Source organism: Pseudomonas sp. EL_65y_Pfl2_R96, from assembly GCF_963970905.1.
Classification (GTDB): domain Bacteria; phylum Pseudomonadota; class Gammaproteobacteria; order Pseudomonadales; family Pseudomonadaceae; genus Aquipseudomonas.
Genome location: NZ_CAXAQH010000008.1, coordinates 60,164 through 72,466, shown reverse-complemented (window position 1 = coordinate 72,466; position 12,303 = coordinate 60,164). Strand labels below are relative to the sequence as shown.

At 60.1% G+C, this 12,303-nt stretch carries 12 protein-coding genes; 7 read left to right on the top strand and 5 right to left on the bottom strand.

What is annotated here, in order from left to right; translation table 11 throughout:
* Nucleotides 1-138: 138 nt before the first annotated feature.
* Complete coding sequence (locus tag AACY49_RS11200; protein ID WP_339523708.1) at nucleotides 139-1,638, bottom strand: efflux transporter outer membrane subunit; 1,500 nt, start codon at nucleotides 1,636-1,638, stop codon at nucleotides 139-141.
* 196 nt (nucleotides 1,639-1,834) lie between these two features.
* Between AACY49_RS11200 and AACY49_RS11195 the strand changes: the two genes are divergently transcribed.
* The 3 genes from AACY49_RS11195 (at nucleotide 1,835) to AACY49_RS11185 (ending at nucleotide 4,461) form a co-directional block, all read left to right on the top strand.
* On the top strand, nucleotides 1,835-2,803 hold the full coding sequence (locus AACY49_RS11195; RefSeq protein WP_339523706.1) for a LysR family transcriptional regulator: 969 nt from the start codon (nucleotides 1,835-1,837) through the stop codon (nucleotides 2,801-2,803).
* Between the two features lie 335 nt (nucleotides 2,804-3,138).
* Nucleotides 3,139-3,387: a DUF6124 family protein gene (locus tag AACY49_RS11190; protein ID WP_052966667.1), complete on the top strand. Its 249-nt coding sequence runs from the start codon at nucleotides 3,139-3,141 to the stop codon at nucleotides 3,385-3,387.
* A 99-nt stretch (nucleotides 3,388-3,486) separates the two neighbouring features.
* The gene (locus AACY49_RS11185) at nucleotides 3,487-4,461 is read left to right on the top strand and encodes a 2-hydroxyacid dehydrogenase (protein WP_258697485.1); all 975 of its coding nucleotides are present in this window, start codon (nucleotides 3,487-3,489) and stop codon (nucleotides 4,459-4,461) included.
* A gap of 80 nt (nucleotides 4,462-4,541) precedes the next feature.
* Here AACY49_RS11185 and AACY49_RS11180 read toward each other — a convergent pair whose 3' ends face one another.
* The gene (locus AACY49_RS11180; protein ID WP_258697486.1) at nucleotides 4,542-5,444 is read right to left on the bottom strand and encodes a DMT family transporter; all 903 of its coding nucleotides are present in this window, start codon (nucleotides 5,442-5,444) and stop codon (nucleotides 4,542-4,544) included.
* Between the two features lie 137 nt (nucleotides 5,445-5,581).
* Between AACY49_RS11180 and AACY49_RS11175 the strand changes: the two genes are divergently transcribed.
* Nucleotides 5,582-6,457 (top strand): AraC family transcriptional regulator, encoded by an 876-nt coding sequence (locus tag AACY49_RS11175; RefSeq protein WP_339523701.1) that lies wholly within the window; start codon nucleotides 5,582-5,584, stop codon nucleotides 6,455-6,457.
* A gap of 183 nt (nucleotides 6,458-6,640) precedes the next feature.
* Here AACY49_RS11175 and AACY49_RS11170 read toward each other — a convergent pair whose 3' ends face one another.
* Together AACY49_RS11170 and AACY49_RS11165 are read right to left on the bottom strand one after the other, a co-directional pair.
* The gene (locus tag AACY49_RS11170; RefSeq protein ID WP_258697488.1) at nucleotides 6,641-7,051 is read right to left on the bottom strand and encodes an HPF/RaiA family ribosome-associated protein; all 411 of its coding nucleotides are present in this window, start codon (nucleotides 7,049-7,051) and stop codon (nucleotides 6,641-6,643) included.
* Between the two features lie 213 nt (nucleotides 7,052-7,264).
* A complete protein-coding gene (locus AACY49_RS11165; protein ID WP_258697489.1) occupies nucleotides 7,265-8,212 on the bottom strand; it encodes a LysR substrate-binding domain-containing protein in 948 nt (315 codons plus the stop codon).
* Nucleotides 8,213-8,347: 135 nt separating this feature from the next.
* Between AACY49_RS11165 and AACY49_RS11160 the strand changes: the two genes are divergently transcribed.
* The 3 genes from AACY49_RS11160 (at nucleotide 8,348) to AACY49_RS11150 (ending at nucleotide 11,613) form a co-directional block, all read left to right on the top strand.
* Nucleotides 8,348-9,724 (top strand): L-serine ammonia-lyase, encoded by a 1,377-nt coding sequence (locus AACY49_RS11160; RefSeq protein WP_320392188.1) that lies wholly within the window; start codon nucleotides 8,348-8,350, stop codon nucleotides 9,722-9,724.
* Between the two features lie 59 nt (nucleotides 9,725-9,783).
* Entirely contained in the window at nucleotides 9,784-11,085 is a 1,302-nt protein-coding gene (locus tag AACY49_RS11155) for a serine/threonine transporter (RefSeq protein WP_339523697.1), read from the top strand.
* A 210-nt stretch (nucleotides 11,086-11,295) separates the two neighbouring features.
* Nucleotides 11,296-11,613 (top strand): DUF3509 domain-containing protein, encoded by a 318-nt coding sequence (locus AACY49_RS11150; RefSeq protein WP_258697492.1) that lies wholly within the window; start codon nucleotides 11,296-11,298, stop codon nucleotides 11,611-11,613.
* Here AACY49_RS11150 and AACY49_RS11145 read toward each other — a convergent pair.
* Entirely contained in the window at nucleotides 11,610-12,110 is a 501-nt protein-coding gene (locus tag AACY49_RS11145) for a phosphate-starvation-inducible protein PsiE (RefSeq protein ID WP_258697493.1), read from the bottom strand. The two genes, AACY49_RS11150 and AACY49_RS11145, sit on opposite strands and share 4 nt — an antisense overlap.
* Nucleotides 12,111-12,303: the final 193 nt, after the last annotated feature.

The window sequence follows — 12,303 nt, the reverse complement described above, 5'->3', positions numbered from 1 at the left end:
GAATTTTGCTCATTGAAATTCAGTCAGGTCGCGGAACCTGTGGGAGCGAGCCTGCTCGCGATGACGATTTCACATTCAACATTGATGTCGACTGACACACCGCTATCGCGAGCAGGCTCGCTCCCACAGGTTTTGTGTTCAACGCAAAAGAACCGGGGTTTTCGGGGGTTGGGTTTTCTCGGCATTCGGGACGTCGTTGCCAGCGCCGAGGCCTCCGCCCAAAGCAGTCACCAATTCCGCGTGAGCACTCAAGCGTGCGGCCTGAACCTGCTGCTGCACCTGTTGCTGCTTGAACAGCAAGGTCTGCGCATTGAGCACGTTGAGGTAATCGGTGAGCCCGCGCTGATACGCGATCATCGCGATGTCGTAGGTCTTCTGCGCCGTGGCCACCGACTCGGCGGCGAAGGCCTGTTGCTTGTCCATCGACTCGCGGCGGATCAACTGGTCGGAGATGTTCTTCAGCGCGTTGACCAGGGTCTGGTTGTACCTGGCCACGGCGATGTCGTAACCGGCCGAGGCCTCGCCCAGTTCTGAACGCAAGCGGCCGCCGTCGAAGATCGGCAATGAAATAGCAGGTCCCACGCTGTAGTTGAGCTTCTTGCCCGTGAGGAACTCCAGCGCCCCACCGCCGGTGGCCATGTAGCCGAGGCTGCCGACCAGATCGACGTTGGGGTAGAAACCGGCGTGAGCGACATCGATGCCCCGCGCCTGGGCCGCCACTTGCCAGCGACTGGCAACCACGTCCGGGCGTTGACCGAGCAATTGCGCCGGCAGCGACGACGGCAACTTCAGCGCCGCGCCCAACGACAGCGTCGGCCGTTGCAACTGCGCGCCCTCCCCCGGGCCCTTACCGGCCAAGGCCGCGAGCTGGTTACGGCTGAGGGCGATTTCTTCGTCCAGCGCATCGAGTTGGCGATGGGTTTCCGGTAGCGGCGTTTCGGCCTGACTGACTTCGAAATGCGTGCCGATGCCACCGTCCAGACGTTTTTGCGCCAGATCGAGGATTTGCTGTTGCTGCTTCAAGGTCGCGGCGACGATGTCCCGTTGCGCGTAATGCAACGAGAGTTCGATATAGGCGCGCACGATGTTGTTCTGCAGTTCGAGCCGGGCCTGCCGCGCCTCGGCGGCGCTCATGTGGGCCATGTCCACGGCGCGTTCGGTGGCGTTGCTTTCGCGACCCCACAGGTCGAGGGCATAGCTGAAGCCCAGTGCGGCGTTGTTGTCCCAGGTGGTGGTGTTGGCCAACTCGCCGGGGCCGTAGAACTGATCGGTGGGCCAGTTGTGGCGCTTGAGGGTGGATTGGCCGTTGATCTGCAACGACTCGGCGGACTCGGAAACGCCAGCCATGGACCGGGCCTGACGCACTCGCGCGGCGGCCATGGCCATGCTCGGGCTGCCTTGCAGGGCGAGGTCGATCCAGCGGTTCAGTTGTGGGTCGCCGTAGGCTTGCCACCATTGGGCGGTGGGCCAGTGAGCGTCCTGGGCGGCGTTCTGGATGGCTTCGTCGGTGGCCAATGAATTAACCTCCAGTGCCTTGCCCTGTGGGGCAAGGCCGCCGGTTCCGATGCAGCCGCTGATTGCCAGGGTTAAAGCCAAAACACTGAGCGTCTTGAGCGCTCTGTTGATGCGACGCGGCACTGCTGCGATTTCCTGAGATGAGGGAGATCCCCTGTAGGTGGGCGCAATTCTAGGGGTGGGCTCTGTTGGCGATAAGCCGGGAATCCTGTGAATCTTTGTTACCGTTAACGCGATAATCCCTTGGTCGCGTCTTTAGTCGCCTGTAAAAAAGCAGAAACTTCGTGTCACAATTTGCCATTCGCCTAGAGAGCACCCCATGGACACTTTGCAAAACATGCGCGCCTTCAGTTACGTGGCCGAGGCCGGCAGCTTCACCGCCGCCGCCGTGCAACTCGACACCACCACGGCCAACGTCTCGCGCGCGGTCTCCAACCTGGAGGCCCACCTGCAAACCCGTCTGCTCAACCGCACCACCCGCCGTATCGCTTTGACCGAAGCCGGCAAGCGCTACTTATTGCGCTGCGAGCAGATCCTGGCCTACGTCGAAGAAGCCGAAGCCGAAGCCAGCGACGCCCACGCGCGCCCGGCCGGGCAACTCAAGGTGCACACCATGACCGGCATCGGTCAGCACTTCGTGATCGACGCCATCGCCCGCTACCGCAAAACCCACCCGGACGTGACCTTCGACCTGACCATGGCCAACCGCGTGCCGGATTTGCTCGACGAGGGCTACGACGTGTCCATCGTGCTCGCCAGCGAACTGCCGGACTCGGGCTTCGTCTCCCAGCGCCTGGGTATCACCTACAGCATCGTTTGCGCATCGCCGGCCTATGTAAAAGCCAACGGCTGTGCGCAAAAGCCCAGCGATTTGCTCAACCACGCCTGCCTGCGCCTGGTGAGCCCGGTGATCCCGCTGGAGAAGTGGGCCTTCGACGGCCCCGAAGGCCAGGAAATGGTCACCATCAACAGCTCACCGTTTTTGGTGAACTCGGCTGATGCGATGAAGACGGCGATCACCAGTGGCATGGGGGTTGGGGTGTTGCCGGTGTACGCGGCGATCGAAGGGCTGCGCAACGGCACGCTGGTGCGGGTGATGCCGAAGTACCGCTCGCAGGAATTGAACCTGTACGCGATTTATCCGTCGCGGCAGTATCTGGATGCGAAGATCAAGACGTGGGTGGAGTACTTGCGCGGGTCGTTGCCGGAGATATTGGCGGCGCATCAGGCGGAATTGGCGGCGTATGAGTTGAGTGGGAGTTTGGGTGGGGTTCGGTTGGCGAATTGAGCTACAGACGGTCCTACAAATCGCCAATGTTCGGGGATGCTTCCCACGTGTTTTGACGGTTGGTGTGTGGGACGGGAGATGGGTAGGCTTTGGGGGTCGCTGACGCATCAGCGATCAGGTCTGGAAAACCTGGATCAATCTTTACCTCAGCACATGGCATACTGCGGCGCTTTTTTCTGCTCGCAATGTTATGGCGGCTGTGCGCGGGAGACCTTCGGGTCTGCCGGGTTGTGGTTGGGATTGACCGGTTTTTCCAGTCCGCGCACGGCTGCCACCTTTTGTCTGGAAAACAAAAAGTGGCAGCTCCATCAATCCCAGCATGGAGTAATGCACTTATGTTCAAGCCGACGCCAAATCCCCCTCACATACCCAGCCACTTGTTCCAGGTTGCCCCCGACGCCACCACCGAAACCTTATTGGTCTACGCCTGCGAATCCCTCGCCTCGGCCAGCGTCATGGCCAGTGACTTCGCCGGGTTTCTCGAAGGCACTCATCGCAACACCATGCTGGGCATCCAGCAGGTCATCATGCTGGGCGAACTGGCGGTGAATCGAGTACTGGACAACATCGACCCACAAGACTGACCCGTACCTGTAGGAGCTGCCGAAGGCTGCTCCTACGCACAACAGCGAAAAAGAATGTTAGCGTGCTTGGCATTCTCCAAGCCCGACGAGCCGCCTCCAATGAAAAAAACCGTCCTCGCCTTCAGCCGCATCACCCCACCGATGATCGAACGTCTGCAACAAGACTTCGACGTGATCGTGCCGAACCCGAAAAACGGCGACATCAACGCCCAATTCAACGAAGCCCTGCCTCACGCCCACGGCCTGATCGGCGTCGGTCGCAAACTCGGTCGTGCGCAACTGGAAAACGCCAGCAAACTGGAAGTGGTCTCCAGCGTCTCGGTCGGCTACGACAATTACGACCTCGCTTACTTCAACGAACGCGGGATCATGCTCACCAACACACCCGACGTACTCACCGAAAGCACTGCCGACCTGGCCTTCGCCTTGCTCATGAGCAGTGCCCGCCGTGTCGCCGAACTGGACGCCTGGACCAAGGCCGGCCAATGGCAGGCCACCGTCGGCGCACCGTTGTTCGGCAGCGATGTGCATGGCAAAACCTTAGGGATCGTCGGCATGGGCAACATCGGCGCGGCCATCGCACGGCGTGGTCGGCTGGGCTTCAACATGCCGATTATTTACAGCGGTAACAGCCGCAAGACCGAACTGGAACAGGAGCTCGGCGCGCAGTTGCGCAGCCTCGACCAATTGCTGGCCGAAGCCGATTTCGTCTGCCTGGTGGTGCCGCTCAGCGAAAAAACCAGGCACCTGATCAGTCACCGTGAACTGGCGTTGATGAAACCGAGCGCCATTCTGGTGAACATCGCCCGCGGCCCCGTAGTGGACGAACCGGCGCTGATCGAAGCCCTGCAAAACAACCGGATTCGCGGCGCCGGCCTGGACGTCTATGAGAAAGAACCGCTGGCCGAGTCGCCATTGTTCCTACTGAAAAACGCGGTGACATTGCCGCACATCGGCTCCGCGACTCACGAAACCCGCGAGGCCATGGCCAACCGCGCACTGGCCAACTTGCGCAGCGCCTTGTTGGGTGAGCGGCCGCAGGATCTGGTGAACCCGCAAGTGTGGAAAGGCTGATCAAAACGGGCAGGCGTTTTAAACGCCTGCCCGACTGAAGATCGAGCGCCGAGGCAGACCGCGCTCGATCATTATTCAGCTCAAGCCAACTTGCCGTTCCCCTGCACCATCGGGGCCTTGGGTTTACGAAACACCAACACGTTACCCAACATCACCAACACCAACCCCACCAGTGCCGGCGCGGTCCATTGATAACCCTCGGCAAACGCCGACACATTCAGCGCCACCACCGGGAACAACACGGTGCAATACGCCGCCCGCTCCGGCCCCATGCGTCCGACCAGCGTCAGGTAGGCGGTGAAGCCGATCACCGAGCCCGGGATCACCAGATACAGCAACGAGCCGATGTAACGGGCATTCCATTCCATATCGAACGGGACACCTTTGACCAGGCACCACACCGACAACATCGCCGCGCCGTAAGCCATGCCCCAGGCGTTGGTGGTCAGGGGTTTGAGGCCTGCTTTCTGTTGCAGACTCGACAGCATGTTGCCCGCCGAGAAGCACAAGGTTCCGAGTAACGCCAAACCCAATCCGAGCAAGGTTTCCGGGCTCGCGGTATGGCCGGCCAGCTCTGGCCAGAACAGCAGGCCAAGTCCGAGCAAGCCCAACGCGCCGCCCATCAGCACGTTACGGGCAATTTTCTGACCGAAGAACACCCGCGCATTAAAGGCGTTCCACAGCGTGGCGGTGGAAAACACCACGGCGACCAGACCGCTGGGGATCCACTGGCTGGCCGTGAGGAAGCACATGAAATTGATGCAGAACAGGCACAGACCCTGCGCCAGGCAAATCAGATGCCCGCGACGGTTCATCACTTGCAGGCGCCGGCTGAGCAACAGCATCACGAACAGCACCAGCGCGGCGAGGCCAAAGCGGTAGACGATCGATACTGGAATGGCCACAACGCCCAGTTGCCATTTCAAGGCGATCCAGGTGGTGCCCCAGATCAGCACGGTCAGCAGGTATAACGAGAGATTCATGACCAGACTCCTGAATAGGCCTTCAGTGTCCAACGTGCCCCCCTTTTGCACTTGCATAAACTTGCGCTTTTGTCGGCCGCCGGGCTGGCAGGCCAACGTCTACGGAGTAGGATGCAAGGCGTTGGAGAGAACCGATCATGGCCGCACTGGAAACGCTGCAAGTCTTTCAAGCCCTCAACCGCTCGCCCAATGCTCGCCTGGAGCACAGCGCCGAGCTCGGTGACGGTATGGCTGCAGCCTTGTGGAACAACCACCACGACGCCCAGGACTACGAAGCGCCGAGCCATCACACCTTGTCGTGCTACATCGCCGGCGGCACCGGCACCTTTCGCCGCGATCAGCCCGGCAACAAGGGCGGCCCGGACAAGCTGTGCATTCTGCCGGCCGACCATCAGTCCGGCTGGGTGATCAACGGCGACATTCGCCTGGCCCACCTGTATTTCAGCGCCGAACAATATGCCCTTGGTTGCGTCACGCTACTGGATCGCGAACCCCGGGAATTACAGTTGCACGAGCGCACGTTCCTCGAAGACCCGCAGCAGGCCCGGCGCTTTCGGCAGTTGATCGCCCTCAACTGGGACGAACCGGGCGAACGCCTGCTCACCAGCAGCCTGGCCCACGAGATGCTCAGCCATACGTTGCTCAGCCAGGTCGGCGTGCGTCAGGGCTTGCGCCTCAAGGGCGGATTGGCCGCGCACCAGCGGCGGCAGTTGGTGGAGTTCATCGACAGTCAGTTGGCCGAAGCGATCAGCCTCGGACAATTGGCGGCGTTGTGTGCGCTGTCGGAATATCATTTTGCGCGGATGTTTCGTGTGAGCTTCGGGCTGCCGCCGCATCAGTATGTGTTGGCGCGGCGACTGAGTCGGGCGCGGGAGTTATTGCGCGGGACGTCGCGGCCATTGGGGGAGATTGCATTGGCCTGCGGGTTTGCCAGTGCGAGTCATTTCACCAACCGGTTTCGGCAGGCTTTGGGAGGAGCGCCGGGAGAATATCGGCAGGCGTTTTTGCGGTAGCGCAGCAGTCCTGAGGTTTTTCGGTGCCTGTACAGCCGCCTTCGCGAGCAAGCCCGCTCCCACAGGTTCCGTACCTGTTGACTGGCATTGGAACACGCCCAGGAATCACTAAATCCAGAAACAAGAACGGGCCTGCAATGCAGGCCCGTTTTTTTAGTGGAAGGGTAAAAGCAGCCTCAAGCCTCAGCCGTTGAGCGCAGCCTGTTCGTTCTCGAGAAATTCTTCTTCCAGCAGGACGTCAGCATGAGCGCCCCTCTCGAACGGCACGACAGCGGCACGTGGTTTGCCGCGTAATTTGCCAAACATATGCTCCAGCGCATGTTCAAGTTTTTCGGCCGCCCCGTCGATCGCCAGTTCCAGGGAGTCGGCTTTATGGGTAACGGAAATCGGCTGGTGGCCTTTTGGCCGCGCTTCCAGCTGGCAGCGTATGTCATGGGGGCCCGGCTTGTCGCCGTTCTCGTCCCGCAGATGGACCTCGACGCGGGTCAGGTCCTCTTCATAACGTTCGAGCGTGCTCTCAATGGTAGTACGTACCCACTCCTCCAGTCGTTTACTGCTTTGAATATGGTTATCGCTATTGACTTGGATTTGCATAGTTCATCCCTTATTTCAGCTAGCTCGCGAGAGGCCGGTCAGTTAGCCCTTGGGCGTCATCACCGTGACCTCTTGGTTACACAATCGGTGTGTACGCTGGATAATTCAACCCCTAAAAAAAGATAAATATTCATACGTAAAAAAAGCCGGACAACGGGCAAAAGCGCTGTTAATGTCGGGAGTTCGGTCGCCCCTGCTTGATGTCTTAGCTGCTCACATCTGCCGCTCCGCCAGCGGATGCAGACTACGAAATATCCCCGCCTCCTCCACCAGCCAGTCATGCACCGCGCGTACGCTCGGATGGCTCAGCGCGCCCGGTGCATAGAGCAGCACGTAACGCTTGTGATTCGGCACCGCCAAGCCAAACGGCACGATCAACGTCCCGCGTTCCAGTTCGTCATTGAGCAGCGTGCGCCGCGCAATCGCCACGCCCATCCCGGCAATTGCCGCTTCGATGGTCAGGTGATTGCGATTGAAGGTATGCCCGCGCCGCACGTCCGCGCCCTCGAAGCCGATGGCGTTGAGGTAAAACTCCCATTCCGCGTACTCGTAGCTGCCACGCCAGGCCGTGATGTCGTGCAGTAGCGGAAAATGCATCAGGTCTGCCGGGCCGTGCAGCGGCGGGCGCCCGCGCAACAGGCTCGGGGCACACACCGGAAAGATTTGTTCGTCCAACAAGGCTGTGGATAACAATCCGGGATAACTGCCGTCGTTCAGATCGATCGCCAGATCGAAGTCGCCTTCGTGCAACGAGACGCTGCTGTCCTCAGCCACCAAACGCAGTTGGATATCCGGAAAACGCTGCTGCAAACGTGGCAGGCGCGGAGTCAGCCATTTGCTCAGGAACGACGGGATCGAGCGCACCCGCAGAATCCCGCTGATCATTCCCGCATCCAATCGTCGCAATTCTGCGTCGATGCTGCCGTAGGCCTCGTTGACAGTGATGGCCAGTCGCTGGCCTTCAGCGCTCAATTCCACGCCACGGGCGCGCCGATGAAACAGGCGAAAACCCAGCCGCTCTTCCAGCTGCCGAATTTGCTGACTGACCGCCCCCGGCGTGATGTGCAGTTCTTCGGCGCAGCGGGTGAAGGACAAGTGCCGCGCGGCACAGGAAAACACGTGCAGCCAGACGTAAGTCTGGGCATGCAATTGGCGACTCATCGTTTAGTCCTGCTAAAGGCTTTCTTAGGAAGTTTCGTTGGTCACGTAGGACCGAGGTAGGCAGTATCGCCGACATTGCGCTTGTCCTACAAAAATGGCAGCGATTTCTCTTCCATTGCTTGTATAGGCTTTAGCATGGCTATCAGTGTTTTCGATCTCTTCAAAGTCGGCATCGGTCCGTCCAGTTCCCACACCGTCGGCCCGATGCGCGCCGCCGCGACCTTCGCCCAAGCCCTGATCGATCAAGCTTTGCTGGACGACGTACGGCGGGTAGAAATCCGACTCTATGGTTCGCTTTCGGCCACCGGCGTCGGCCATGCCACCGACCGTGCCTGTGTCATGGGCCTGATGGGCGAATGGCCGGACAGCATCGATCCCACGTCCATCGACAGCCGAATCCAAACCTTGCGTGAGACCGGCGAACTGAGTCTGGCAGGTCAATCGATCATCCCCTTCAACTGGAAGAGCGATCTCCTGCTGCTCGACGAGAGCCTGCCCTACCACCCCAACGCCATGTCCCTGACAGCCTTCGGTGAAACCGGTGAGCTGTTCGAGCAGACGTATTACTCGGTGGGCGGCGGTTTCATCATCGAAGCGGCCGAAGCCGAGTCAGGCATGGCACCGGCCAGCGACGTGGTGCTGCCGTACGATTTCTCCAGTGCCGCCGAATTGCTCATGCTGTGCAAGCAGCACGGCCTGCGGGTTTCCGAGCTGATGATGGCCAATGAACGGGTCTGGCGCAGCGACGCCGAGATCCGCCAGGGGCTGCTGCACATCTGGTCGGTGATGCGCGAGTGCGTCGAGCAAGGGTTGCGTCACGAAGGCATCCTGCCGGGCGGGCTGAATGTTCCGCGCCGCGCCGCGAAATTGCACCGCAGCCTGTTGGAAATCGGCAAACCGAATGTCATCAGCTCCACCCTGTCGGCCATGGAGTGGGTCAACCTGTTCGCCCTTGCCGTGAACGAAGAAAACGCGGCGGGCGGGCGCATGGTCACCGCGCCTACAAACGGGGCGGCGGGGATCATTCCCGCCGTGCTGCACTACTACATGAAATTCAACCCGGACGCATCGGACGATGATGTCGTCGCGTTCTTTTTGGGCGCCGCCGCTGTAGGCATTCTCTGTAAGAAAAACGCTTCGATCTCCGGCGCCGAAGTCGGCTGCCAGGGTGAGGTCGGCTCGGCATGCGCCATGGCCGCCGCCGGTCTGGCGGATGTGCTCGGCGCCACCCCGGAGCAACTGGAAAACGCCGCCGAAATCGGCCTGGAACACAACCTCGGCCTGACCTGCGACCCAGTCGGCGGCCTGGTGCAAGTGCCGTGCATCGAGCGCAACGCGATTGCCGCCGTCAAGGCGATCAACGCCACGCAAATGGCCCTGCGCGGTGATGGCAAACACTTCATTTCCCTGGACCGGGTGATCCGCACCATGCGCGATACCGGCGCCGACATGCACGACAAATACAAAGAAACTTCACGGGGCGGCCTGGCGGTGAGCTGGGTGGAATGCTGAGGCGCATTTTCTGACCGTTTCGCGTGAGCCCGAGCAAAAATAATAACGAGGCGATACCGATGACCGAAATACATACACCTGCCGCCGATAATCCTGCTGTAGACCTGACACGTAATAGCGAAATAACCCACAAAGGCTGGAGCAAACACGACACCACCTGGATGCTTGGCCTCTATGGCACGGCGATTGGCGCCGGCACGCTGTTCCTGCCGATCAACGCCGGCGTGGGTGGTTTCTGGCCACTGCTGATTCTGGCTGTGCTGGCATTTCCGATGACATTCTTTGCCCACCGCGGCCTGACGCGTTTCGTGTTATCCGGTCGTTCCGGGGACATCACCGAAGTGGTGGAAGAACACTTCGGCATCGGCGCCGGCAAGCTGATCACGCTGCTGTATTTCTTCGCGATCTTCCCGATTCTGCTGGTGTACAGCGTGGCGCTGACCAACACCCTGAGCAGCCTGATGGAGCACCAGTTGCAGATGACGCCGCCGCCTCGGGCGATTCTATCGCTGGGGCTGATTCTCGGCCTGATGGCCATCGTCCGTTGCGGTCAGGGCGTCATCGTCAAATGCATGAGCGTGCTGGTTTACCCGTTCGTCGCAGCGTTGTTGCTGCTCGGTATCAGCCTGATTCCAAACTGGAACGGCGCGTTCTTCGCCACCGCCAGTGAAGGCATGCCCATGCCGTTGTTCTTCCAGACGCTGTGGCTGGCGATCCCGGTAATGGTGTTCTCGTTCAACCATTCGCCGATCATCTCCGCCTTCGCCGTCGATCAGAAACAGCGTTACGGCGAGCAAGCCGAACGCAAAAGCAGCGGAATTCTGGCGATCGCGCACGCCATGATGGTCGTCACGGTGATGTTCTTCTGCTTCAGCTGCGTGCTGGCGTTGTCCCCGGCGGATCTGGCCGCTGCGAAGGCACAGAACATTTCGATCCTGTCGTACCTGGCCAACCATTTCCAGACACCCATCATCGCTTACGCCGCGCCGCTGATTGCGCTGGTGGCAATCACCAAATCCTTCCTCGGCCATTACATCGGCGCCAGCGAAGGCTTTCAGGGCCTGATCGTGAAAAGCCTGCGTGGCCGTGGTCGAGTCATGTCCGCCCGTTGGCTGAACCGCATCACTGCGCTGTTCATGATCCTCAGCTGCTGGGCCGTGGCGACTTTCAATCCGAGCATCCTGGGCATGATCGAAACCCTCGGCGGGCCGATCATCGCGTGCCTGTTGTTCCTGATGCCGATGTACGCCATCCGCCGCGTGCCGGCCTTGCGCCAGTACTCGGGCCAGGCCTCGAACGTGTTCGTGGTGTTGATCGGTTTGATTGCACTGTCTGCGATCATCTATTCGTTCATGCCCTGAAACGGGCAGGCAAAAAGAAGGCGGGCCAGAGTGCCCGCCTTCTTTTTGCCGTGTTCACTACCCCATCGTTTTCCCGGCATGCCCCTTGCTTTGCCTCCTACGTTGCACGGATGGAAGTACATGAACATGGAAGGCCGGTGGTCTGGTGTCGCGAACTAATCCCGATCACAGCCGTCAACAACTGCACGTTCAATCAGGCGGTGACGCATTATGGACAACCCTTTTCAGATCATTACCGATGCCTTTGCTCCGGAGTATCAAATCAACCTGAGCATTCAGGGTCTGGACGGCAGCATCATGCTGACCCTCTCCAAAAGTGGCCGCGTGGCGGCCAAACGGATGATCAGCGCCGAACAGCGTAACGATCCCAAGCGCCTCAAACGCCTGGTGCAAAGCATTCAATTCGGCATCGCCATCGAACAAGGCCACAGCGCCGTGGCCATCCTCGAAGCCATGACCGACGGCGACAATCGCAACCCGCCGCCGCCCTTGGTCAAATCCCGGCCCTGGCCCGCCATGGGGCTTTAAAGCTCGCCCTTCTCCACTTCAGGATGTTCACCGGAACCCGCACCGATCTTGCGCTGCGGGTGTTCGATCTTCACCGAAGGGAACTGCGACGAGGCGTAACGCACCACCAGAATCGAAAACGCCAGCAGCAGAATCCCGCCGCACAGGTAGATGATCCCCAGGTCCGGCGGATTGTGGTGCGAGACGTTGGAGATCAGCAGCCGCGTCAGCGCGGTGATCGCCACATAGATCAGGAAACGCACCGGCATGTGGTTGGTCTTGAAGTAAATCCCGACCATCGCCCCCAGTTCCAGGTAGATGAACAGCAGCAAGATGTCATCGATCTTGATGTTCCCCTTCTCCAGCATCCCGAGGAATTCCATGACCGCAGCCCAAGCGGTCACCGCACCGATGGCGAACAGCGCCAGGTAGTGGAAGGTCTCGACGAACAGGTTGCCCAGGGACTCGGCCAGTTGGTGCACGTTCTGCCGCAGGTTCTCGGCCCAGTTGATTTTCACGATGATTTTTCCTTAGCTCGGTTCGAGCGGATGATGCGGGTTGGACGTGACGGTTGTTCTGCATGCAGAAAAAAGGCCAGAGGCTGTGGGGTGAGATGGCGATGGGCTGCTACTGGACACTTCTGTGGTGTCTGGACGGACCCCATCGCGAGCAGGCTCGCTCCCACAATGGTTTTGTGAACGCCGCAGATCT